The following is a 23,588-nucleotide window of genomic DNA, read 5'->3' on the forward strand; positions in this document are numbered from 1 at the left end:
CGTGGACCAGCAGACGTCAGCACCGCAATCGGCAAGCAAATTGCCCATTCCGCGCTGGGAGTTCATCGCGCTGTGCGCGGCGCTGATGGCGCTCAATTCACTGGCCATCGACATCATGCTGCCGGCGCTGCAGCAGATAGGCGCTTCGCTTGGCGTGGAGAACGAAAACCACCGGCAATATGTGATCACCGCCTATATTCTGGGTTTTGGCGGCGGACAGCTTTTTTTCGGACCGTTCTCGGACCGTTTCGGTCGCCGCGCGCCGCTCGTCGCCGGCCTAATCATTTATGTGGCGGCGGCGGCCGCGGCTGCCATAGCGCCAAGCTTCGAGACGCTTCTGCTGTGCCGGGCCGTGCAAGGCATCGGTGCGGCCGCGACCCGCGTCATCGCCGTCTCGATCGTGCGCGATACGTTCGATGGCCGGCGCATGGCCGAGGTGATGTCGCTGATCTTCATGGTGTTCATGGCGATCCCGGTGATCGCTCCCGGCATCGGCCAGTTCATCATGCTGTTCGCGACCTGGCATCTGATCTTCGTCACCATGGCCGTCGGCGCGCTTGTGGTCTCGGCCTGGTCGCTGCTGCGTCTGCCCGAGACGCTGCATCCCGAATATCGCCGGCCATTGACCGTCAATGCCATTGTCGGCGGGTTTCGCATCGTGCTGACCAACCGGGTCGCGATCTGCTATGCCTTCGCCAGCACATTCATCTTCGGTGCCATGTTCGGCTTCATCGCCTCGGCGCAGCAGATTTATGTCGATATTTTCAACGTCGGCGAGCTGTTTCCGGTCATCTTCGCCGGCGTGGCCGGCGTGCTCGCCTTCTCCAACTACCTGAACTCGCGCCTTGTCGGCCGCATCGGCATGCGCCGCCTGTCGCAGAGTGCGCTGCTGTTGTTTCTGATCATCAGCCTGGCCTGGCTGGTCGTTTCGCTGGAAATGAAGATGCCGCTCTGGCTGTTCGTCACCTTCTTTGCCTGCGCCATGCTTCCGTTCGGCGCGCTCGGCGCCAATTTCAATGCGTTGGCCATGGAGCCGCTTGGTCAGCTGGCCGGTACGGCCTCGTCCATCCTGGGCTTCATGCAGACGTTTCTCGGCGGCATTCTCGGCACGCTGATCGGTCAGGCTTTCAACGGCACCGTGACGCCGCTCGCCGCCGGCTTCTGCAGCGTCTCGGTCGCAGCGCTGCTGATGATCTTCATCGCCGAGCGCGGCAAGATGTTCCAGCCGCAGAACCCACCCGTCTCAGGGCACATCGCCGATCTGCATTGAATTGTCGCCTTTGCGACGCTCGGCTGGGCATCCTAATTGGCAGCCGGCCTATTGCGCCCAGAGCTCCCTGCGCAACTCGCGCCAGCTTTCCCGGTCGGGTGCGACAAGCAGGCCACCACCGACATGCGATGGCAGATAGGCGCTGGCGTCGAAACGCGCGGCGTGGCCGCCGGCCTCGGCATGGATCAGCACACCGGGCAGATGGTCCCACGGCATCAGCTTGTTGTAGACGACGAAATGGGCATGGCCGCTGGCCAGAAGGCGGTATTCATGCGCGGCGCAGCGATAGGCGAATTGCGACAGGATTTTCGTCTGGTTGCGCGCCAGCCGGGACCGCTCCGGTTCGGCCATATACTGCCAGGAGACGGAACCGGTCATTCCCGAGATCGGCGCGGGCGCCGCGACACGCACCTTTTCCAGACTGCCATGGGCGTGCCTGATATGGCTGCCCGCACCCTTGGCGCCGATCAGACAGTCCTTGCCGACCGGATCGTGGATGATGCCTGCGACGGTCTCGCCCCGGACCACGACACCCAGCATGACGCCGAACAACGGCACGCCGGAAGCGAAATTGAAAGTGCCGTCCACCGGATCGATCGTAAAAGCCAGATCGGCATCGCCAAGGCCGTCGAGCAGCGCCGGATTGTCGGAACAGGCTTCCTCGCCGACGATCATGGCTGTTGGGTAGCGCTCACGCAGCTTGGCGGTGATCAGCCGCTCGGCACTGACATCGGCTTGCGTCACCAGGTCGGCGGCCGACGTCTTATGACGGACGTCGCCGTCGCCCAACCGGCGAAAGCGCGGCATGATTTCGGCTTCGGCTGCTTCGGCCAGGGTGCTGGCCAGCCAGTCGATCGCGGTGTCGTCAAATGTCATCGGAAATGTCTTGCCTGCTGGAGAGCGTTTCATCGAGGGCGGCGAAATCGAACAGTTTCCTGTCGAGCAGATGCGACGGCCTGGTGTTGGACAGCGCACGCAGCATCGTATCCTTGCGGCCGGGCATGCGCTTCTCGATATCGTCGAGCATGGCCTTCATAGCGTTGCGCTGAAGGCCTTCCTGGCTGCCGCAGAGATCGCAAGGGATGATTGGGAACCGCATCGCCGCGGCGAACTTTTCGAGGTCGGCTTCGGCGCAGTAGGCAAGCGGGCGCAGCACCATGACGTCGCCTTCGTCGTTGAGCAGCTTTGGCGGCATGGCGGCGAGCCGGCCGCCGTGGAACAGATTCATGAAAAAGGTTTCGAGGATGTCCTCGCGATGATGGCCGAGCACCAGCGCCGAGCATCCCTCCTCCCGGGCGACGCGATAGAGATGGCCACGCCGCAGGCGTGAACAGAGCGAGCAATAGGTGCTGCCTTGCGGCAGCTTGTCGGTGACGACGGAATAGGTGTCCTGGTATTCGATGCGGTGTGCGATGCCGTGGGCATTGAGGTAATCGGGCAGGATGTGCTTGGGAAAGTTCGGCTGGCCCTGGTCGAGATTGCAGGCCAACAGCTCCACCGGCAGCAGGCCTCGCCATTTGAGGTCCAAGAGCATGGCAAGCAGGCCGTAGGAATCCTTGCCGCCCGACAGAGCCACCAGCCAGCGCTCGCCTGGCCTGACCATCGAAAAATCCTCGATTGCCTGGCGGGTCAGGCGCAGCAACCGCTTGCGCAACTTGTTGAACTCGACCGAAGACGGCACATCGGCGAACAGCGGATGAAAGCCGCCTTCGATGTCGGCGGCCTGCTCAAGCGATTGAGCGTCTGGCAGCATGTTCATGGCGTCGGTTCCAAATCCTGGAGCAACGAACGTTCGGAGCTTCGTTGCCGCCCGGATTAGCGGACATGGCCGACAAAGAAAAGGCCGCCTCGATGGGCGGCCCCTTCCGGTCTCGCAAAAAGCCTTCGCTTAACGCGAATAGAATTCGACGACGAGGTTCGGTTCCATCTGGACGGCGAACGGAACGTCCGCCAGGCCCGGGATACGTGAGAAGGTCGCGGTCATCTTGTTGTGATCGGCTTCGATGTAGTCGGGAACGTCGCGCTCGGCGAGGCCGACCGATTCCAGGACGATCACCAGCTGCTTCGACTTTTCGCGCACTTCGACGACGTCGCCCGGCTTGCAGCGGTACGAGCCGATGTTGACGCGCTTGCCGTTGACGTTGACGTGGCCGTGGTTGACGAACTGGCGGGCGGCGAAAATGGTCGGAACGAACTTGGCGCGGTAGACGACCGCGTCCAGACGCGACTCGAGCAGGCCGATCAGGTTCTCGGAGGTGTCGCCCTTGCGGCGATCGGCCTCTTCATAGACCTTGCGGAACTGCTTTTCCGAAACGTCGCCATAGTGGCCCTTCAGCTTCTGCTTGGCGCGCAGCTGCAGGCCGAAATCGGAAAGCTTGCCCTTGCGGCGCTGGCCGTGCTGGCCGGGGCCGTATTCACGCTTGTTGACCGGGGACTTCGGGCGGCCCCAGATGTTTTCACCAAGACGGCGGTCGATCTTGTACTTCGCGGATTCGCGCTTGCTCATCGCATTCCCTTTCAAAAGAATACACCCGGAACCTCATGCTCCGGGTGAAGGAAACGCGCCCTCCTCTGGCCTCCGTTTTCGAGACCTGACAGGGTTTTCCCACGCAACGCGGCGGAAAACCCACGGGACACGTCAGTTCAAACAAGACCTCGGAAACAGACTGGCTTCCCACCGGGTCTTGCGCATGCAAAACAAACCACCGGGCGTTGCGGCCCGGTGTTGGGAGCGCTGTTAAACAGAGATTTAACCGCTGTCAAGCTTCCAACTGGCGCCGCCCCGCGCGACCATATGCGGTTTTCAATGTTGTTGTTGAATGCGGTGCCGTATCGGGCGGGAGGTTGTCGCGCCAGCGGCACTAGAACAATTCCAGGAAAGCGCTAGCAGTTTCTACCGGGGATTGTGTAAAAAACCGGAGCGGGACGGCGATTCCCTGAAGCTGAACCGCTCCAGGAAGGGACCTGAGCAGAGGAGCCTGAATTCGGATGAAGAAGTTCTTTCTAAGCCTGACTGGTGCGGCGGTGTTAGCCGGATCGATGGCCGTCATCGCGCCGGAGCCGGCGATGGCAAGGCACTGGCAAGGCCACCGGCCTCATCAGGTATGTCGGACCGTGGTCAAGAAGCGCGTGGTGTGGCGCCATGGTCACCGCCATGTCATTCGCCAGAAAGTGCGACGCTGCCACTGGCGCTAACAGCCGCCACTGGCGCTGATTACACCGACCAATGACTGACAATTATATAAAGGCCTGCGACCTCGTCGCGGGCTATTTCTTGCCGTTGACGAACCCTGCAAATGGTATTGCCAATAGCGCTTCCCTTCAATCTTTCTTTTTTTCGGGCAAACCTTTGCGCTTGCTTTCGGCGAATTCCTCGAGCTGCTTTTCGCTCATGGATTCGTACATCCCCTTGGAAGCGCCTTTGAGCTCGCTCTTCTTGGTCTCGCCGCGCTTGGCCGACAGTGCGGCGCCGGCGGCCTTCTGCTGGGCTTTCGAGGTGGCAGGCATGGTTTTTCTCCCTTCATCGCCTGGGAGAAAACGAAACGGCCTCGCCAATGTTCCGGAAATCAGGTGACCGTCAGTCCAAAGCCCTGCATCAAACGGCTGGTGGCAAAGTCCGCCTTGCCGGATGTGAAGACCGCGATGTCCGGCTGACCTTGCAGCAACGGCTCGTTGAGCGGCGACAGCAGCGACATCGCCCGCCGGGCGATCGCTTCGGCAGGATCGATCCAGTCGACCGGCCAGGGTGCGGTCTTGCGCATGCGGTTGACCAGAAAAGGATAATGCGTGCAGGCGAGCACGGCGATGTCGGTGCGCATGCCGTCGCGTTCGATGAAACACGGGGCGATCTCGGCGCGCACGGCTTCCTCGTCGACGAAACCTTCGCGCATATAGGCTTCGGCCAGCCCAGCCAGCCGGTCGCTGCCGACCAGACGGACATGGCATTTCTGCGCCCATTTGCTGATCAGGTCGCGCGTGTATTGCCGTTTCACCGTGCCCGGCGTCGCCAGCACGGAGACGAGGCCGGAGCGAGTGCGCTCCGCCGCAGGCTTGATCGCAGGCACGGTGCCGACAAAGGGATGGCCGGGAAACCTCGCGCGCAAAGCATCGATCACCAGCGTCGAGGCGGTGTTGCAGGCGATGACTGAGATGGCCGGGGCGAACCGGTCGAGCAATTTGCCGAACAGGTCGAGTATATGGATCCGCAGCGCCGGTTCCTCCCAAGCGCCAAAGGGAAAGGCGGCATCGTCGGCGATGTAGACGAAGCGGCGGTCGGGCATCAGCACGCGCGCCTCGCGCAGCACAGTCAGCCCGCCGATGCCGGAATCGAACATCAGGATCGGCTGATCAGTCATTGTCGGTTCCCTTGCCGCCGAGCGGCGGCGTGGCGCTGTCGTCGTCATCGGCCACCTGACGATCCGCGTTGGTCTTGCGGCCCGGACCGCCGGCGCGCGCGGCGGCCGGAAGCCGCCTTGGATCATCTCCCGGAGAGCCGTCGCCGCGCGGCATCACCGGCGAGAACCTGTCCAGCGAGGAGATGATGCCGCGCAGCACCTTCAGCTCCGGCTCGGCGAAACCCGCCCGGGTCAATACGGCGCGCAGATTGTCAACCATCTTCGGCTTCTTCGGCGCCGGCCGGAAATAGCCGCGCGCTTCGAGTGCGCCTTCGAGATAGGTGAACAGGCCGTGCAGTTCTTCCTTGCTGGCCGGCTTCATCTCCGGGCCCGTAAAATTTGTCTTAGTCTCGTCCTCAAGGCCGGACTTCATCCACTCGTAAGACATGAGTAGCGCGGCCTGGGCGATGTTGAGCGAGGAGAAATCGGGATCGACCGGAAAAGTCACGATCTCGTCGGCGAGGCCGACCTCGTCATTGTAGAGGCCGAAACGCTCACGGCCGAACAGTATGCCGGTTCGCTGACCCATGCCATGACGGGCCCGGAGCACCCTTCCCGCCTCGACCGGCCCGCGCACGGGCTTGAAGCCGTCGCGCTGCCTTGCCGTGGTCGCGAAAACGAAATTCAGGTCGGCCATCGCCGTGGCGAGATCGTCGAAAACCTTCACGGCGTCGATAACATGATCGGCACGGCTGGCCGCCGCCCGCGCCTTCTCGTTCGGCCAGCCGTCGCGCGGGTTTACGAGGCGAAGTTCGACCAGGCCAAAATTGGCCATGGCGCGCGCAACCATGCCGATATTCTCGCCGAGCTGCGGCTCCACGAGGATGATGGCGGGGCCGGCGGCTGAAGCGTTATCGGAATCTTTGATGACGGGCATGATTGTCAATGAACTGCTGTTTGCGGCATTTCAGCGTCCCCTGCCATATTCGGCCGCGAAAATGAAGCATTCGCAAATGGCGGGGCGATCGCTTCGCTTTCGTGACCGATCGCCGTTTGCGCGGCCAAAAACGCTTTGATATAGGGGCGCATCCCGGCCGAACGCCACGCGGGCAAGGCCGTCCCATTTCCCAGCAACGAGGCATTCTTTCCATGGCGAAGATCAAGGTGGCGAACCCGGTCGTCGAACTCGACGGCGACGAGATGACCCGCATCATCTGGCAGTTCATCAAGGACAAGTTGATCCACCCTTATCTCGACCTCAAGCTTGAATATTACGACCTCGGCATCGAGCATCGCGACGCCACCAACGACCAGGTGACCGTCGATTCGGCCAACGCCATCAAGAAGTACGGCGTCGGCGTGAAATGCGCGACCATCACGCCCGACGAGCAGCGCGTCGAGGAATTCAAGCTGAAGAAGATGTGGAAGTCGCCCAACGGCACCATCCGCAACATCCTCGGCGGCACCATCTTCCGCGAGCCGATCATCATGAAGAACGTGCCGCGGCTGGTGCCCGGCTGGACCAAGCCGATCATCGTCGGCCGCCACGCCTATGGCGACCAGTACCGCGCTACCGATTTCCGTTTCCCTGGCAAGGGCAAGCTGACGATCAAGTTCGTCGGCGAGGATGGCCAGGTTATCGAGCACGACGTGTTCGATGCGCCCGGCGCCGGCGTAGCCATGGCCATGTACAATCTCGACGAGTCGATCCGCGAATTCGCCCGCGCTTCGCTGAACTACGGCCTGCTGCGCAACTACCCGGTCTATCTCTCGACCAAGAACACCATCCTCAAGGCCTATGACGGCCGCTTCAAGGATATTTTCCAGGAAGTCTACGAGGCAGAATTCGAGGCCGAGTTCAAGTCGAAGAAGCTGTGGTACGAGCACCGCCTGATCGACGACATGGTGGCCTCCAGCCTGAAGTGGTCGGGCGGCTACGTCTGGGCCTGCAAGAATTATGACGGCGACGTGCAGTCCGACACGGTGGCGCAGGGGTTCGGCTCGCTCGGCCTGATGACCTCGGTGCTGATGACGCCGGACGGCAAAACGGTGGAAGCGGAAGCCGCGCACGGCACCGTCACCCGCCACTATCGCCAGCACCAGAAGGGCGAGGAAACCTCGACCAATTCGATCGCCTCGATCTTCGCCTGGACGCGCGGTCTCGCCCACCGCGCCAAGCTCGATGACAATGCCGAACTGAAGCGCTTCGCCGAGACGCTGGAGAAGGTCTGCATCCAGACGGTCGAGAGCGGCTACATGACCAAGGACCTGTCGCTGCTGATCGGCCCCGACCAGCCTTGGCTCTCGACCACCGGCTTCCTCGACAAGATCGACGAGAACTTGCAGAAGGCGATGGCGTAGGCACCCGCGGGTTCGACATGCCGAAGGCTCCGGAAGGAGCCTTCGGCTTTTGGGCCAACGAAAACGAGCAAAGGGCTGGCAGCATGGCCAAACCGGTCCTCTACGGCGCTGACTACAGTGTTTACGTGCGCATAGCGCGCATGGCGCTGGAGGAGAAGGGCGTCGACTACGAGCTTGTGCCGGTCGATGTCTTCGCCGCCGAGGGCATCCCCGGCTGGTATTTCGAGCACCACCCATTCGGCCGCATCCCGGCCTTCGAGCACGACGGTTTTCGCCTGTTCGAGGCCAGCGCGATTGCGCGCTATATCGATGAGGCGTTCGACGGGCCACCCTTGCAGCCGAAGGATCCGCGCGGCCGCGCGCGGATGAACCAGATCATCGGCATGCTCGACGCCTATGGCTATCGGGCCATGGTCTGGGATGTCGCCGTGGAGCGGCTGGAGAAGACCGAGCCGGATGAGAGGCTGATCGCCGATGGCCTGAGCCAGGCGGAAACGATCCTCAGGGTGCTCACCTCACTCAAGGTTCCCGGACCGTGGCTGCTCGGCGACCGGGTGACGCTCGCCGACCTGCATGCGGCGCCGATCATTGCCTATTTCGTCAAGGTCAGCGAGGGGCGGGATCTGCTGGCTCGGTTTGCGGATATCCGGGACTGGCATGCTCGGTGGTCGAGCGCCCGAGCTTTGCACGCACCGAAAAGCTGGGCTAGTCGAGCGAAACTTGCTCGGCGTTAGCGCCGCCCCTCATTGCCCTGCCGGGCATTTCTCCCCGTAAAACGGGGAGAAAGAAGCTGGCCGCGACCTCCGCGGCCATTCTTCAACGACGATAATTGGCGAAATCACGCCCGAGAGCGTCCTTCTCCCGTTTACGGGGGAGAAGATGGCGGCAGCCAGATGAGGGGCGGCGCTGCCCTGAACATCTGATGATTCCGGCAGTTCACGCGGCCTCCAGCGCCGCCCTCACCGCAGCAATTGCGTCATCGGCCTTCGAGGCATCGGGGCCACCCGCCTGGGCCATGTCGGGCCTGCCGCCGCCGCCCTGCCCGCCGAGTGCTGCGGAGGCCACGCGCACCAGGTCGACGGCGCTGAAGCGGCCGACGAGATCGTCGGTGACGGCGACCACGACGCTCGCCTTGTTGTCCTCAGCCGTGCCGACGAAGACGACGACGCCTGAACCGAGCGAGCTTTTGCCGGCGTCAGCCAACGGCTTCAGATCCTTCGGCGAGACACCGGAAACCGACTTGCCGAGGAAGCCGACCCCCGCGACGGTCTCGTTCGCGGCCGGCGCGTCAGCGGGCGACCCGCCGCCCAGCGCCAGCTTCTTGCGCGCTTCGGTGAGCTCCTTCTCGAGCTTCTTGCGCTCTTCGAGCAGGGCTTCAACACGCGCCGGCACGTCGGCCGGCGAGATTTTCAGCGTTGCCGCGGCCGCCTTCAGCCGCCGGTCCTGTTCATCGAGATGCTTGCGCGCGGCCTCACCGGTCAGCGCCTCGATGCGGCGCACGCCTGCGGCGACGGCGCTGTCGGACACGACGCGCACCAGGCCGATGTCACCGGTTGCCCTGACATGCGTGCCGCCGCAGAGCTCGACCGAATAGGGGCGGTTGGCCTTGGCGCCGTGCAGGCCCGTGCCCATCGACACGACGCGCACCTCATCGCCGTATTTCTCGCCGAACAGCGCCATGGCACCTTCGGCGATGGCATCGTCGACCGACATCAGGCGCGTGGTCACCGGGCTGTTCTGCACCACGATCTCATTGGCCATGCGCTCGACTTCCTCGAGTTCCGAGGGCGAGATGGGCTTGTTGTGCGAGATGTCGAAGCGCAGGCGCTCGGGCGCGACCAGCGAGCCCTTCTGCGCGACATGGGTGCCCAGCACCTCGCGCAGCGCCTCATGGATCAGATGCGTCGCGGAATGGTTGGCGCGCAGCCTGGAGCGCCTCGCATGGTCGACCTTCAGCTCGACGGCGGCACCCGTCCTGGCAGTGCCGCTGATCACCTTTCCGAGATGCACGAACAGCCCGTCGGCCTTCTTCTGCGTATCGGAAATCTCGATCGAGAAGCCTTCGCCTGAAATGGTTCCCGTGTCGCCAATCTGACCGCCGGATTCGGCATAGAACGGCGTCTGGTTGACGACCACGGCAACCGCTTCGCCCTTGCCGGCGCTGTCGACAGCCTTGCCGTCGCGGACAAGCGCCTGGATGATGCCTTCCGCAGCTTCAGTCTCGTAGCCGAGGAATTCGGTGGCACCGGCTTTTTCGCGCACCGGGAACCAGACCGCTTCGGTCGCCGCCTCGCCGGAGCCCGCCCAATGCTTACGCGCCTCCGCCTTCTGCTGCTCCATCGCATTGGTGAAGCCGGCAAGATCGACCGAGATGTTGCGCTGGCGCAGCGCATCCTGCGTCAGGTCGAGCGGGAAGCCATAGGTGTCGTAAAGCTTGAAGGCCGTCTCACCATCCAGCATGTCGCCGGCGCCGAGCTTTTCCGTCGCCTCCGACAGCAGACCGAGACCGCGTACCAGTGTCTTGCGAAACCTGGTCTCCTCAAGCTTCAGCGTCTCGGTGATCAGCTGTTCGCCGCGCACAAGTTCCGGATAGGCCTGGCCCATCTCGCGAACCAGCGCCGGCACCAGCTTCCAGACCAGGGGTTCGTTCGCACCGAGCAGCTGCGCATGGCGCATGGCGCGACGCATGATGCGGCGCAGCACGTAGCCGCGCCCCTCATTGGACGGCAGCACGCCGTCAGCGACCAGGAAGGAGGACGAGCGCAGGTGATCGGCTATGACGCGATAGGACGCGACGGTCTCGGCGTCGGGACCGCGGCCGAGCGCTGACGACGCGGCATCGATCAGATGGCGGAACAGGTCGGTCTCAAAGACGCTTTCAACGCCTTGCAGGATGGAGGCCATGCGCTCCAGGCCCATGCCGGTGTCTATCGACGGGCGCGGCAGGTCGATGCGCTCGTCCTTCGTCACCTGCTCATATTGCATGAACACCAGGTTCCAGAATTCCAGGAACCGGTCGCCATCCTCCTCCGGGCTGCCGGGAGGACCGCCCCAGATGTGCTCGCCGCGATCGATGAAGATTTCCGAGCACGGCCCGCATGGGCCGGTGTCGCCCATCGCCCAGAAATTGTCCGAGGTCGGGACGCGGATGATACGATCGTCGGAAAAACCGGCGATCTTCTTCCAGAGACCAGCCGCCTCGTCGTCGGTGTGATAGACGGTGACGAGCAGCTTGTCCTTCTTCAGCCCGAATTCCCGGGTGATGAGGTTCCAGGCCAACTCGATGGCGCGCGCCTTGAAATAGTCGCCGAAGGAGAAATTGCCGAGCATCTCGAAGAAGGTCAGGTGGCGCGCGGTGTAGCCGACATTGTCGAGGTCGTTGTGCTTGCCGCCGGCGCGAACGCTTTTCTGGGCGGTCGTGGCACGCGAATAGGGCCGCTTCTCCAGGCCGGTGAAGACGTTCTTGAACTGCACCATGCCGGCATTGGTGAACATCAGAGTCGGATCGTTGCGCGGCACAAGTGGGCTCGACGCCACGACCTCGTGACCCTCCTTGCGGAAATAGTCGAGAAATGTCGACCGGATCTCGTTCACGCCACTCATGAATGCTGCCTTTTCGAGAGAGCCGCCGGCCGGACCGGCGGAAAATGGGCTCTGCGCTTTAGAAGATGGAGCTGGCCTTTTAGCCGCCGCTTGGCACCCTGTCCAGAAACACGCAAGCTGGTCAATTCGCGGTTCACCAGCCGCTCAAAACGCAAACCGCCGGCACGGGGCCGGCGGTTCGAAACGCAATACTACAGAACTCGATTACATAAGCTCAAGTTGATGAACCTGGATTATGGCCGAACTCGGGCCGTAAACCGAATGCTAGATCGCGCCGGCGAACGCTTGGATTACGCCGGCGAACGCCTACATCGCGCCGGCTTCATCCTCGAACCCATCGTCACCACCTTCGGAGCCGCCATTCTCGAGGAATTTTTCGGCGATCAGTCCGGCGTTCTGCCTGAGCGCAAGTTCGATCTCGCGCGCCGTATCGGGATTGTCGCGCAGGAACAGCTTCGCGTTCTCGCGGCCCTGGCCGAGACGCTGCGAATTGTAGGAGAACCAGGCGCCCGACTTCTCGACCACGCCGGCCTTCACCCCGAGATCGACCAGTTCGCCGGTCTTCGACACGCCTTCGCCGTACATGATGTCGAACTCGACCACCTTGAAGGGCGGCGCCAGCTTGTTCTTGACCACCTTGACGCGCGTCTGGTTGCCGACGACCTCGTCGCGGTCCTTGACCGAGCCGATGCGGCGGATATCGAGACGCACCGAGGCGTAGAATTTGAGCGCATTGCCGCCGGTGGTGGTTTCGGGCGAACCGAACATGACGCCGATCTTCATGCGGATCTGGTTGATGAAGATGACCATGGTGTTGGAGCGCGAGATCGAGGCGGTCAGCTTGCGCAGCGCCTGGCTCATCAGGCGGGCCTGCAGGCCGGGCAGCGAATCGCCCATCTCGCCCTCGATTTCGGCGCGTGGCGTCAGTGCCGCGACCGAATCGACCACCAGCACATCGATGGCGCCGGAGCGCACCAGCGTATCGCAGATTTCAAGCGCCTGCTCGCCGGTGTCAGGCTGCGAGATCAGGAGGTTTTCGAGATCGACGCCGAGCTTGCGGGCATAGACCGGATCGAGCGCGTGCTCGGCATCGACGAAGGCGCAGATGCCGCCCTTCTTCTGGGCTTCCGCCACCGTGTGCAGCGCCAGCGTCGTCTTGCCCGAGCTTTCCGGCCCGTAGATCTCGATGATGCGGCCGCGCGGCAAGCCGCCGACGCCAAGCGCGATGTCGAGACCGAGCGAGCCGGTCGGCACGGTTTCGATCTCGACAACCTGCTCGTTCGCGCCGAGCCGCATGATCGAGCCCTTGCCGAAAGCTCGCTCGATTTGCGACAGCGCCGCATCCAGAGCCTTTGATTTGTCCACTGCCTTATCCTCTACAAGCCGCAAGCTGTTCTGAGCCATGATACATCACCCCGTAGTCGTCAATGAAGGCCGGACAATCCGTAATCCTTGGTTATTTGTACCTTTTTTGTTCTCATTTGGCAAGGGGGATCAAGCATTTGAAAAATAAGCAACATCCTGATTTGTTCTTTTTTTGTCTCAGGATTCGGCTCCAGCATGGCCGAACATTAGGCCAGGCTGGTTCGCCGTGCCGGCCTCACGAATCGCCGGCCGTTGCCTGCGAAGCTCCGTCGCACGGCATGGCGCTTGTGCGTGAGCGCCAACAAAGGTCATATCGGCGCATGGTAAGATCTCCAAGACTCCTGGCGGTGGGCGGTGCCCATATCGACAGGCGCGGCCAGGTATCCGGCGCTTATGTGCCGGCCGCCTCCAACCCGGGCACGATGCGCGAGGATGTCGGCGGCGGCGCCTTCAACGCGTTACGCAGCGCGGTACGGCGAGGCGTCTCGGGCTCGCTGCTGTCGGTGCGCGGCGGCGATGCCGCCGCCGACACGGTTTCGCGCGCCATCGCCGAAGCAGGCATTGCGGACTTGTCCGCGGTGTTCCTCGACCGCACGACGCCGAGCTATACGGCGCTGATCGACCGTGAGGGCGAATTGCTCGTCGGCTTTGCCGACATGGCGCTCTATGAGCTGGCGTTTACCAAGCAGATCCGCCGCTCCAGGGTGCGGGAAGAGATCGCCGCCGCCGATGCCGTCCTGTGCGACGCCAATCTGTCGTCGGCGGCTCTGGAGCGGCTGGTATCGCTTGCCGCCGGCAAGCCCGTCTTCGCCATTGCCATTTCACCGGCCAAGGTCGTGCGCTTGAAACCGGTGCTCGGCGGCCTGGCCGTCGCCTTCATGAACAGGCGCGAAGCGGTGGCGCTTGCCGGGCTTGACGATGCCGCCTCCCAGAAGGTTATCGTCGACGGGCTGAGAAGCGCCGGTCTCGACAGCGCGGTGGTCACGGCGGGCGGCGGCCCGGTGCTCGGTTTCGACCGCGACGGCAGCTTTGCCGTCGTCCCGCCCCCTCCAAGAAAAATCGTGGACGTCACCGGCGCCGGCGATGCGCTTGCCGGCGCGACGGTCGCCGCCTTGCTGCGCGGCATGCCCTTGCGTGCGGCGCTGCGCGAGGGCGTCGCCGCCGCGACGCTGGCTATTGAAAGCGCTGGCGCCGTTCCCGATTTCACCACGGCGACCTTCGCGCAAGCGCTGGCTCTTGTGCCCGATGAGCAGGAGATGGCATGAGACCGGCAAATTCATAGTGCCGGAGTGCGCATCCGAAAGGATGCGCCGCACTCCGGATTGGAGATCCAGATGAACCCAGAGACCGCCCGCCCCTTCATCGATGTCCACGCGCCGGTGGCGCAAGCCTTGGCCGCCGGGAAGCCCGTGGTGGCGCTGGAAAGCACGATCATCACGCATGGCATGCCCTACCCCGACAATGGCGCCATGGCGGCGGACGTGGAAAAGATCATTGGGGATGGCGGCGCGGTGCCGGCGACGATCGCCGTGGTCGCGGGCCGCATCAAGATCGGCCTCTCCGACGGAGAACGCGAATCGCTCGCCATGACCGGCGATGCCATGAAGCTCTCTCGCGCCGATCTCGGCTTCGCCGTCGCGCAAGGGCGCACCGGCGGCACCACGGTTGCCGCCACCATGATCGCCGCGCACATGGTCGGCATAAAGGTGTTCGCCACCGGCGGCATTGGCGGCGTGCACAAGGGCGCCGAAAAAAGCTTCGATATTTCCGCCGATCTCGATGAGCTCGCGCGCACGCCCGTCATCGTCGTCTCGGCCGGGGCCAAGGCCATCCTCGACATCGAAAAGACGCTGGAGGTACTGGAGACCCGCGGCGTGCCGGTGATCGGCCATGGCTGCGAGACCATGCCGGCCTTCTGGTCCAGGCAGTCGCCATTCCGCGCGCCGCTGACCTTGCACGCGCCGGAAGACATCGCGCATTTCTACAAGACGCGACAGGCGCTGGGCCTGAGCGGCGGCATGCTGATCGCCAACCCGGTGCCGGAGGATCAGGAAATCCCGGCCGGCGAGATGGCCGGCTATATCGAGGCCGCACAGAAGGCTGCCGAGGCGCTCAACGTCACCGGCAAGGCGGTAACGCCGTTCCTGCTGTCCAAAATCCTGGAACTGACCGGCGGCCGGAGCCTGAAGACCAACATCGCGCTGGTCGAGAACAATGCGCGGCTGGCGGCAAGGATAGCGAAGGCGCTGTAGGGGACAGATCTGCTGCGCAGATCTATCAATACCTGCGGGCCAGCGCCCCCCTCTGTCCTGCCGGACATCTCCCCCACAAGGGACCCACAAGGGGGGAGATCGGATATTCCGACTGCTTTCGCCAATTTTCAGCATCGAAGAAAGGGCGTCGCCGCCCAGACCGCCAATCTCCCCCCTCTCGGGGGAGATGTCCGGCAGGACAGAGGGGGGCGTGACAGAACGCGACTCATTCTGGATCGTCTTCAGAACCCATGACGGTATTCTTCGGCGAACGCAGCTCCTACTTCCCCGCCCGCCGCCCCGCCTCATAGGCCCGCCGCGCCCATACCGCCATCTCGTCGGGGTCGTCGAAGGCACTATCGGGAATGCTCCAGTAGGGCATCGCAACCAGCTTGCCGTGGCGGGACCCGGTGTAGGTCCACTGCGTGCAGCCGGCCGCCTCGAAGTCGGGCGCGCTTTGCTCGTCCGCTTTCAGCATCAATTCGCCGCGCAGCACGATGGCGACGATGACGCCGTCGGCATAGATGCCCTTGCCGCCGAACAGTTTTCGGATGCTGACCGGGCCCAGGCTCTGGAAGAGTTCTTCTATGCGTTCATCGTCCATGCGCGGATCATGTCACCGCGATCCGGCCTTGTCATCGGCGCAACCAAAACCATGCTGACAGGTTGAAGGATGACCGATCGGAGTTTCCCGCCATGCCTGTCCTGCTCAAAGGCTCCTGCCGCTGCAATGCCGTTCGTTTCGAGGTGGAAAGCCACACGCCCGTGCCGTTCATGCTGTGCTACTGCTCGATCTGCCGCAAGCAGCAGGGCGGCGGCGGTTTTGCCATCAATCTCGGCGCCGACTACGAGACGATGACCCTCCGGGGCAAGAGCAGCCTCGGCGTCTATCGGGCCGAGATCGAGGACGACGAACATCCGCATTGCGAGATCTCGACCGGAGAGCGCAATTTCTGCCGCAAATGCGGATCGGCGCTGTGGCTCTACGACCCGACCTGGCCGGAACTCGTCCATCCCTTCGCCTCGGCGATCGACAGCGACCTGCCGACACCGCCTGAGAAGGTGCATCTGATGCTGAAATACAAGGCCAACTGGGTCGAGCCCGATATCGGACCGGGCGACAAGGTGTTCGACGTCTATCCCGAGGAATCGATCGCCGACTGGCACAAGCGGACAGGAATGTGGGTGGAATAGTCCTCTTCTTCCCGTTTTCGGGAAGAAGCAGGCAGATGAGAGACGGCTCAGACTTCGGACGGGGCAGCGCTGCTCCCATCCGGCCCTTCTTCTCCCCGTAAACCCGGCGAAGGAAGGTCAGGCCGAAGCGCGCGCCTCGGCCAGCGCCTTGAGATCGGCCGGCTTCAGTTCGACTGATTCACCGCAGCCGCAGGCTGAGCTCTGGTTCGGGTTGTGGAAGGTGAAGCCGGTGCGCAGCGTGGTCTGCTCGAAATCCATCTCGGTGCCGAACAGGAAAAGGGCTGCCTCCGGCGCGACATAGACGTGGGCGCCGTCGCGCTCGATGTGGTCGTCCTTGGTGTTGGGTTCGGTCACCAGATCGACCGTGTATTCCATGCCGGCGCAACCGCCCTTCTTGATGCCGAGGCGAATGCCATGCGCGCCTTCACGCGTGGCAACGATCTCGCGCACCCGGTCGGCGGCCTTTTCGGTCATCGTGATGACGGCAAAGCGTCCCATCTTTTTCCTTCTCCATTCCATGCAGGTTCAAGGCCTGCCGAATGATTCCTCACCTAAAATGGTGAAGTTTTACCACTGGCGCAAGTGTGACGGGCTCGACGTCAATACCAGCCCACGGCCACCTGCGCCTCTTCCGACATGCGGTCGGGCGACCAGGGCGGGTCGAATGTCATGTTGACCTCGACGCCCGACACGCCTTCGACGGCGCCGACGGCATTCTCAACCCATCCCGGCATCTCGCCGGCCACCGGGCAGCCGGGCGCGGTCAGCGTCATGTCGATCTTGACCGAGCGGTCGTCCTCGATGTCGATCTTGTAGACGAGGCCAAGCTCGTAGATATCGGCCGGGATTTCCGGGTCGTAGACCGTCTTCAGCGCCGAAACGATGTCGTCGGTCAGCCGCGCCAGTTCGTCGGCGGGAATGGCGGAGGCGGAAACCACCGCATTGGCGGCCGCCTCGGGAACAGCGTCGGTGGCTGTGCTGGCATCTTCCATCATCGTCACCCGAAAAACTTGCGCGCTTTTTCCAGCGCGTCAGCCAAAGCATCGACTTCGGCCCGTGTATTATACATGCCGAACGACGCCCTGCATGTGGAGGTTACGCCGAAGCGTTTCAACAGCGGCTGCGCGCAATGAGTGCCCGCGCGCACAGCCACGCCTTGCCGGTCGATCACCATCGATACGTCATGGGCATGAATGCCTTGCAGCTCGAACGAGATGATGGCGCCCTTGCCGGGCGCGTCGCCGAAGATGCGCAGCGAGTTGATGGCGCGCAACCGCTCATGCGCATAGTCCTTCAAATCGGCCTCGTGCGCCGCGATCCGATCGCGGCCGATCTTTTCCATGTAATCGAGCGCGGCGCCCAGCCCGATCGCCTGGACGATCGGCGGCGTGCCGGCCTCGAAGCGGTGCGGCGGGTCGTTGTAGGTGACGATGTCCTCCGTCACCTCCTCGATCATCTCGCCGCCGCCCATGAACGGGCGCATGCGCTGCAAGATGTCCTTCTTGCCGTAGAGCACGCCGATGCCGGAGGGTCCGTAGACCTTGTGGCCCGTGAAGACGAAGAAATCGCAGTCGAGGCCCTGCACGTCGATCGGCATATGGACGGCGCTCTGGCTGCCGTCGACGAGCACGGGAATGCCGCGCGAATGCGCGATCCGCACGATCTCCTTGATCGGCGTCACCGTGCCCAGCGCGTTCGACATCTGCGTGATGGCGACCAGCTTTGTCCGGTCGGTCAGTCGCTTTTCGAATTCCTCGACATGGAAGACACCGAGATCGTCGACCGGCACCCAGACCAGTTTGGCGCCCTGGCGCTCGCGGATGAAATGCCAGGGAACGATGTTGGAGTGGTGCTCCATGATCGACAGCACGATCTCGTCGCCCTCGCCGATATTGGGCATGCCATAGCCATAAGCGACCGTGTTGATCGCCGACGTCGTGTTCGAGGTGAAGACGATGTTGTCGGTGCCGGGCGCGTTAAGAAAACGGCGCACCGTCTCTCGCGCCTTTTCATAGGCGTCGGTCGCCGCATTGGACAGGAAATGCAGGCCGCGATGGACGTTGGCGTATTCCTGGCTATAGGCGTGCTGGACGGCGTCGAGCACCGCCTGCGGCTTCTGCGCCGAGGCGCCGTTATCGAGATAGACGAGAGGTTTGCCGTAGACGTCGCGCGACAGAATCGGGAAGTCGCGGCGGATCGCCTCGACGTCGTAGAAATCGCCGATCTTGCCTGGTGCGTTCATCACTTCACCCGTGCGTCAAAAACCATTCGTCGAGTCGCGCTTCCAGCGCCTCGACGATCACCTCGTCGTCCAGTTCCTCGATCACCTCGGCGACGAAAGCCTTCACCAGCAGACCACGGGCGCTCTTCTCGTCGATGCCGCGCGCCATCAGGTAAAACAGATGGTTGTGGTCGATCTCGGTGACGGTCGCGCCGTGGCCGCAGACGACGTCGTCGGCGAAGATTTCGAGTTCCGGCTTGGTCGAGAACTCGCCGTCGTCCGAGAGAAGCAGCGTGTTGCAAGCCATTTTGGCATTGGTCTTCTGCGCATATTGATGGACGTTGATGCGGCCCTGGAAGACGCCGCGGGCCTTGCCGGTCACGACATTGCGGATCACTTCCGTCGACGTCGTGTGCGGCACCGCATGGTCGAGCACCATGGTTGTGTCCGTGTGGGCGTCGCCGGCCAGCAGGTTGATGCCGCGCAACTGGAAGTCGGCGCCCTCGCCCGTGGTCTTCACCACGACCTCCTGGCGCACGAGCTTGCCGCCGGCGTTCATGACGAACAGCGTCAGCTTCGCATTCTTGCCGATATGAGCCTTGAACTGCGCCAGATGCGTTGCCGTATCCGGCTGCTCCTGGATGATCAGCCAGGTCACCTCGGCGCCTTCGCCGAGCACGAGCTGACTGACCGAGCTGACAAGGGCCGCGCCCTCGCCGGCCTGGCGCTCGACGATCACAGCCTTGGCATCGGCGCCGGCGCGCACGGCCAGGCGCACATGCGTCTGGCCGCCGGCCTGCAGGTTCTGCAATTCGATCGGCTTTTCCACTTCGGTGCCATCGGCGATGTCGACGAAATAGCCGTCGGCGACGAAAGCCGTGTTCAGCGCCCCGATGGCATCGTCGCTGCCATAGGGATCGAGCCCAGCCGCGATGCTGCCGTCGGTCAGTTTCTCCGACAGGGCCTGGACGCTGACCCCTTCTATTCCGGGTGTTTTGGCGCTCGACACACCATTGAGAAGCGGCAACACGGTGGAACCTTCAACAACTGGCGCGATGGCTTTGGCCACGGCGGTCGGATCGAAGTCCGGCACGGCGTTCAGCAGCCGGCGCAGGTCCGTGTAGTGCCAGGATTCGATGCGCCGGGTCGGCAGGCCGTGCTTGACCGCCTCGATGGCGTCGTCGCGCTTTAACATCACCGCGCCGTCGCCCGGCAGCAGCGACAACCGTTCGCCGAAAGCGTCGATCAACGCGGTTTCGGCCGGCGTCCGCTGCGGTTGTGTATGCATGTTCATCAGTTTGACCTTGCCTTCTGGCATCTCACGCGGCTTGCCCGATCACGCCGGCATAGCCATTGGCCTCCAAATCGAGCGCCAGCGACTTGTCGCCGGACTTGATGACCTGGCCCTTGTAGAGCACGTGCACAGTGTCGGGCACGATGTGTTCGAGCAGCCGCTGATAGTGGGTAATGACGACAATGGCGCGCTCGGGCGAGCGCAGCGCGTTGACGCCATCGGAGACGATCTTGAGTGCATCGATGTCGAGCCCGGAATCGGTCTCGTCAAGCACGCAGAGCTTTGGCTCCAAAAGCTTCATCTGCAGGATCTCGGCGCGCTTCTTCTCGCCGCCGGAAAAGCCGACATTGAGCGGCCGCTTCAACATGTTCATGTCCATGTTGAGCGAGGCTGCGGCATCCTTCACCCGCTTCAAGAATTCGGGGATCTTCAGCGGCTCCTCGCCGCGCGCCTTGCGCTGCTCGTTCATGGCCACCTTGAGGAACTCCATGGTCGCCACGCCCGGTATCTCCATCGGATACTGGAAGGCCAGGAAAATGCCCGACGTCGCGCGCTCGGCCGGATCCATTTCGAGGATCGACTGGCCGTTGTAGAGGATATCGCCTTCGGTGACCTCATAGTCCTCGCGGCCGGCGAGGATGTAGGACAACGTCGACTTGCCCGAGCCGTTCGGTCCCATGATGGCGGCGACCTCCCCGGCTTTCACCGTCAGATTCAGGCCGCGGATGATTTCAGTGCCGTCATCGACGATGCGGGCATGCAGGTTCTTGATTTCAAGCATTCTTTTGTTTCCTGAATATCTGTCCGGTCAGCCGACCGAGCCCTCGAGCGAAATTCCGATCAACTTCTGGGCTTCGACGGCGAACTCCATCGGCAGTTGCTGGATCACGTCCTTGACGAAGCCGTTGACGATCAGCGCGATCGCTTCCTCCTCCGGGATGCCGCGTTGCATGACGTAGAATTTCTGGTCCTCGGAAATCTTCGACGTCGTCGCTTCGTGCTCGAACTGAGCCGTCGCGTTCTTGGCCTCCATATAGGGCACGGTGTGGGCGCCGCACTGGTCGCCGATCAGCAGCGAGTCGCAATTGGTGAAGTTGCGCGCGTTGGTCGCCTTGCGGTGCGCCGAAACCTGGCCGCGATAGGTGTTCTGCGAGAAGCCGGCGGCGATGCCCTTGGAGATGATACGGCTCGACGTGTTCTTGCCAAGATGGATCATCTTGGTGCCGCTATCGACCTGCTGGTAGCCGTTCGAGACGGCGATCGAATAGAACTCGCCCGAGGAATCGTCGCCGCGCAGGATGCAGCTCGGATATTTCCAGGTGATGGCCGAGCCGGTTTCGACCTGCGTCCATGAAATCTTCGAGCGGTGGCCGCGGCAATCGCCGCGCTTGGTGACAAAATTGTAGATGCCGCCCTTGCCCTCGGCGTCGCCGGGATACCAGTTCTGCACGGTCGAATATTTGATTTCGGCGTCATCGAGCGCCACCAGTTCGACGACCGCGGCATGGAGCTGGTTCTCGTCGCGCTGCGGCGCCGTGCAGCCTTCGAGATAGGAGACGTAGGCCCCCTCCTCGGCGATGATCAGCGTGCGCTCGAACTGGCCGGTGTTCTTCTCGTTCATGCGGAAATAGGTCGACAGTTCCATCGGGCAGCGCACACCCTTGGGCACGAAGACGAAGGAGCCGTCGGTGAACACGGCCGAATTCAGCGTAGCGTAGAAATTGTCCGAGGTCGGCACCACGGAGCCAAGATATTTCTTCACCAGTTCCGGATGTTCGCGGATGGCTTCCGAGATCGAGCAGAAGATGACGCCGGCCTGCGCCAGCTCCTTCTTGAAAGTGGTGACGACGGAAACCGAATCGAACACGGCGTCGACGGCGACGCGGCCGGATTTATAGACGTTGTCGCTGGCTTCCTCGAGCTCGGACGCGTCGGTCTTCTGGACGCCCGCCAGGATCTCCTGCTCCTTGAGCGGAATGCCGAGTTTCTCATAGACCTTCAGGATTTCGGGATCGACGTCGCTGAGCGACGTCGGGCCGGGCGTGCTCTTCGGCGCCGCGTAGTAGTAGATGTCCTGGAAATCGATCTTGGGATAGTTGACGCGCGCCCAGGTCGGCTCTTCCAGCGTCAGCCAGCGCCGGTAGGCTTCCAGTCGCCATTCCAGCATCCAGGACGGTTCGTCCTTCTTCGCCGAAATGAAACGGATGATGTCTTCGCTCAGGCCCTTGGGGGCCTTGTCGACAGCGATTTCGGTCTGGAATCCGTATTTGTATTGGTCGACGTCGATCTTTCGGACCCGATCGATCGTGTCCTGCACAGCAGGCATATGCGTTCTCCATCCACGCCGGGGTCAAGGCCCGACAGTTTTCAAACTATGGCACCGCCGGATGAGCACCCAAGGAGCACCCGCGGCGGCGTAAGTTTCATATAGTGCGCTTCGGCCGGAAATTCACCCGGCCAGCATGAAACGCACGGCTCTACCAGGCCGAAAGGCCCAAATTCGTCCAACCGCTACGCGGCCTTCTCCTTGCGCACCCGACGCGCGGCGATTTCCGCCAGCGCCAGGCGGAACGCCTCGATGTCCTGCGCGCCGGTCGCCGCGCCGATCGATACGCGCAACGCACCCAGGCTGTCACCGTGCCCCATGGCCTTCAGCACATGGCTCGGACCGACTTTTCCCGACGAGCAGGCAGAACCCGCCGACAGCGCCACACCGGCCAGGTCGAAGGCGATCTGAACCGTCTCGGCCTTGACGCCGGGAATAGCGAAGAATGTCGTGTTGGCAAGCCTCGGCGCGCCGGTTCCGAAGATTTCCACGTCCGGCACCAACATTTTTACGATGGCCTCGATCTCGTCGCGACGCCGACGCACCGCATCGATGGCCTCCAATCCGGCGAGAGCCTCCCGCGCCGCCGCGCCAAATCCGGCAATGCCGGGCAGGTTCTCCGTGCCGCCGCGATGGCCCTTTTCCTGGCCACCGCCGTTGATGAGAGGCTTCGGCATCATCAGATCGGCAGCGGCGACGATGGCGCCGACGCCCTTGGGGCCGCCGATCTTGTGCGACGACAGTATAAGGTAATCGGCGTAACCCGCCGAAACGTCGATTGAAATGCGCCCTGCCGCCTGAACCGCGTCTACGACGAGGACACCGCCGGCGGCTTTTACGACTTCGGCGATACGATCGACCGGCTGGATGACGCCAGTCTCATTATTGGCGGCATGGATTGCCACCAGCGGCAGGCCGCTGGCCTTGTCGTGCGCGGCAAGGGCGTTTGCCATTGCTTCGAGGTCGACAATTCCGTCGGCGTCGACGCCGATCCGCGTCACCTGCGAGGCCGGGAAGGACCCGCCGTTCAACAGGCAGGGGTGGTCGGCTTCGCAGACGTAGAGATGGCTCATGCGGATGATCCCGCGCCCCATCCGCCAATCGGGCGTCAGCAGCATCGAGGCGGCTTCCGTCGCGCCTGACGTGAACACGACATGCCCAGCCTTGGCCTTCACCAATTCCGCCACATCACGCCTTGCGGTTTCGATCAGGCGACGCGCCGAGCGCCCTTCGGCGTGGACCGATGATGGATTGGCGGCGATATCGAGCGCCGCGACTATAGCCTCGCGTGCCGCTGCAAGCAGCGGCGCACTGGCATTGTAGTCGAGATAGGCGCGCATTCCGGCCATTTCCTTCCAGTTGGTCCCG

22 protein-coding genes and 1 pseudogene are annotated in these 23,588 nt (G+C 63.0%); 7 read left to right on the forward strand and 16 right to left on the reverse strand.

Features of this window, described 5'->3' with window-relative positions:
- Position 1 precedes the first annotated feature (1 nt).
- Positions 2–1,270 (forward strand): multidrug effflux MFS transporter, encoded by a 1,269-nt coding sequence (locus LB551_RS04505; RefSeq protein WP_224658363.1) that lies wholly within the window; start codon positions 2–4, stop codon positions 1,268–1,270.
- 48 nt (positions 1,271–1,318) lie between these two features.
- On the opposite strand, the gene LB551_RS04510 is transcribed toward LB551_RS04505, so the two are convergent.
- The 3 genes from LB551_RS04510 to rpsD all read right to left on the reverse strand — a co-directional run bounded on the left by LB551_RS04510 (position 1,319) and on the right by rpsD (position 3,776).
- Positions 1,319–2,146 (reverse strand): inositol monophosphatase family protein, encoded by an 828-nt coding sequence (locus LB551_RS04510; RefSeq protein ID WP_224658364.1) that lies wholly within the window; start codon positions 2,144–2,146, stop codon positions 1,319–1,321.
- Positions 2,136–3,029, reverse strand: a complete 894-nt coding sequence (ttcA, locus tag LB551_RS04515; protein WP_224658365.1) for a tRNA 2-thiocytidine(32) synthetase TtcA — start codon at positions 3,027–3,029, stop codon at positions 2,136–2,138. The genes LB551_RS04510 and ttcA overlap by 11 nt, the downstream gene beginning before the upstream one ends.
- 129 nt (positions 3,030–3,158) lie before the next feature.
- A complete protein-coding gene (gene rpsD / locus LB551_RS04520; protein WP_140493847.1) occupies positions 3,159–3,776 on the reverse strand; it encodes a 30S ribosomal protein S4 in 618 nt (205 codons plus the stop codon).
- A gap of 482 nt (positions 3,777–4,258) precedes the next feature.
- Here rpsD and LB551_RS04525 point away from each other — a divergent pair, with 482 nt between their 5' ends.
- Complete coding sequence (locus LB551_RS04525; RefSeq protein ID WP_224658366.1) at positions 4,259–4,465, forward strand: hypothetical protein; 207 nt, start codon at positions 4,259–4,261, stop codon at positions 4,463–4,465.
- A gap of 126 nt (positions 4,466–4,591) precedes the next feature.
- On the opposite strand, the gene LB551_RS04530 is transcribed toward LB551_RS04525, so the two are convergent.
- From LB551_RS04530 to LB551_RS04540, 3 genes are read right to left on the reverse strand one after another with little or no spacing between them, the layout of a single operon-like run.
- Positions 4,592–4,777 (reverse strand): DUF3008 family protein, encoded by a 186-nt coding sequence (locus LB551_RS04530; protein WP_224658367.1) that lies wholly within the window; start codon positions 4,775–4,777, stop codon positions 4,592–4,594.
- Between the two features lie 59 nt (positions 4,778–4,836).
- A complete protein-coding gene (gene murI, locus LB551_RS04535; RefSeq protein ID WP_224658368.1) occupies positions 4,837–5,625 on the reverse strand; it encodes a glutamate racemase in 789 nt (262 codons plus the stop codon).
- Positions 5,618–6,541: an RNA methyltransferase gene (locus tag LB551_RS04540; protein ID WP_224658369.1), complete on the reverse strand. Its 924-nt coding sequence runs from the start codon at positions 6,539–6,541 to the stop codon at positions 5,618–5,620. The genes murI and LB551_RS04540 overlap by 8 nt, the downstream gene beginning before the upstream one ends.
- A 212-nt stretch (positions 6,542–6,753) precedes the next feature.
- Between LB551_RS04540 and LB551_RS04545 the strand changes: the two genes are divergently transcribed.
- Positions 6,754–7,965 (forward strand): NADP-dependent isocitrate dehydrogenase, encoded by a 1,212-nt coding sequence (locus LB551_RS04545; RefSeq protein WP_140548923.1) that lies wholly within the window; start codon positions 6,754–6,756, stop codon positions 7,963–7,965.
- Positions 7,966–8,048: 83 nt separating this feature from the next.
- Positions 8,049–8,674, forward strand: a pseudogene (locus LB551_RS04550) (glutathione S-transferase family protein).
- A gap of 227 nt (positions 8,675–8,901) precedes the next feature.
- Here the strand turns inward: LB551_RS04550 and alaS are convergent.
- Entirely contained in the window at positions 8,902–11,568 is a 2,667-nt protein-coding gene (gene alaS / locus LB551_RS04555) for an alanine--tRNA ligase (RefSeq protein WP_224658370.1), read from the reverse strand.
- Positions 11,569–11,874: 306 nt separating this feature from the next.
- The gene (gene recA, locus LB551_RS04560; RefSeq protein WP_010909075.1) at positions 11,875–12,972 is read right to left on the reverse strand and encodes a recombinase RecA; all 1,098 of its coding nucleotides are present in this window, start codon (positions 12,970–12,972) and stop codon (positions 11,875–11,877) included.
- A gap of 281 nt (positions 12,973–13,253) precedes the next feature.
- Here recA and LB551_RS04565 point away from each other — a divergent pair, with 281 nt between their 5' ends.
- A complete protein-coding gene (locus LB551_RS04565) occupies positions 13,254–14,198 on the forward strand; it encodes a carbohydrate kinase family protein (protein WP_224658371.1) in 945 nt (314 codons plus the stop codon).
- Between the two features lie 69 nt (positions 14,199–14,267).
- The gene (locus LB551_RS04570) at positions 14,268–15,185 is read left to right on the forward strand and encodes a pseudouridine-5'-phosphate glycosidase (protein WP_224658372.1); all 918 of its coding nucleotides are present in this window, start codon (positions 14,268–14,270) and stop codon (positions 15,183–15,185) included.
- 280 nt (positions 15,186–15,465) lie between these two features.
- Here LB551_RS04570 and LB551_RS04575 read toward each other — a convergent pair whose 3' ends face one another.
- Complete coding sequence (locus LB551_RS04575; RefSeq protein ID WP_224658373.1) at positions 15,466–15,789, reverse strand: TfoX/Sxy family protein; 324 nt, start codon at positions 15,787–15,789, stop codon at positions 15,466–15,468.
- Between the two features lie 92 nt (positions 15,790–15,881).
- Between LB551_RS04575 and LB551_RS04580 the strand changes: the two genes are divergently transcribed.
- A complete protein-coding gene (locus LB551_RS04580) occupies positions 15,882–16,379 on the forward strand; it encodes a GFA family protein (RefSeq protein WP_224658374.1) in 498 nt (165 codons plus the stop codon).
- A 117-nt stretch (positions 16,380–16,496) separates the two neighbouring features.
- On the opposite strand, the gene sufA is transcribed toward LB551_RS04580, so the two are convergent.
- The 7 genes from sufA to LB551_RS04615 form a co-directional block, all read right to left on the reverse strand.
- Positions 16,497–16,877 (reverse strand): Fe-S cluster assembly scaffold SufA, encoded by a 381-nt coding sequence (sufA, locus tag LB551_RS04585; RefSeq protein WP_140548937.1) that lies wholly within the window; start codon positions 16,875–16,877, stop codon positions 16,497–16,499.
- Between the two features lie 101 nt (positions 16,878–16,978).
- Positions 16,979–17,371 carry an SUF system Fe-S cluster assembly protein gene (locus tag LB551_RS04590; protein ID WP_140548939.1) on the reverse strand — a complete coding sequence of 131 codons (393 nt, stop codon included), beginning with the start codon at positions 17,369–17,371 and terminating at the stop codon, positions 16,979–16,981.
- Positions 17,372–17,376: 5 nt separating this feature from the next.
- Entirely contained in the window at positions 17,377–18,621 is a 1,245-nt protein-coding gene (locus tag LB551_RS04595; RefSeq protein ID WP_224658375.1) for a cysteine desulfurase, read from the reverse strand.
- A 4-nt stretch (positions 18,622–18,625) separates the two neighbouring features.
- Entirely contained in the window at positions 18,626–19,894 is a 1,269-nt protein-coding gene (gene sufD, locus LB551_RS04600) for a Fe-S cluster assembly protein SufD (RefSeq protein ID WP_224658376.1), read from the reverse strand.
- 25 nt (positions 19,895–19,919) lie between these two features.
- Positions 19,920–20,675, reverse strand: a complete 756-nt coding sequence (sufC, locus tag LB551_RS04605) for a Fe-S cluster assembly ATPase SufC (protein ID WP_140548945.1) — start codon at positions 20,673–20,675, stop codon at positions 19,920–19,922.
- A gap of 27 nt (positions 20,676–20,702) precedes the next feature.
- On the reverse strand, positions 20,703–22,220 hold the full coding sequence (gene sufB / locus LB551_RS04610) for a Fe-S cluster assembly protein SufB (RefSeq protein WP_140548947.1): 1,518 nt from the start codon (positions 22,218–22,220) through the stop codon (positions 20,703–20,705).
- A gap of 185 nt (positions 22,221–22,405) precedes the next feature.
- On the reverse strand, positions 22,406–23,569 hold the full coding sequence (locus LB551_RS04615; RefSeq protein ID WP_224658578.1) for a cysteine desulfurase family protein: 1,164 nt from the start codon (positions 23,567–23,569) through the stop codon (positions 22,406–22,408).
- Positions 23,570–23,588: the final 19 nt, after the last annotated feature.

This window comes from Mesorhizobium sp. BR1-1-2 (assembly GCF_020165435.1).
Classification (GTDB): domain Bacteria; phylum Pseudomonadota; class Alphaproteobacteria; order Rhizobiales; family Rhizobiaceae; genus Mesorhizobium.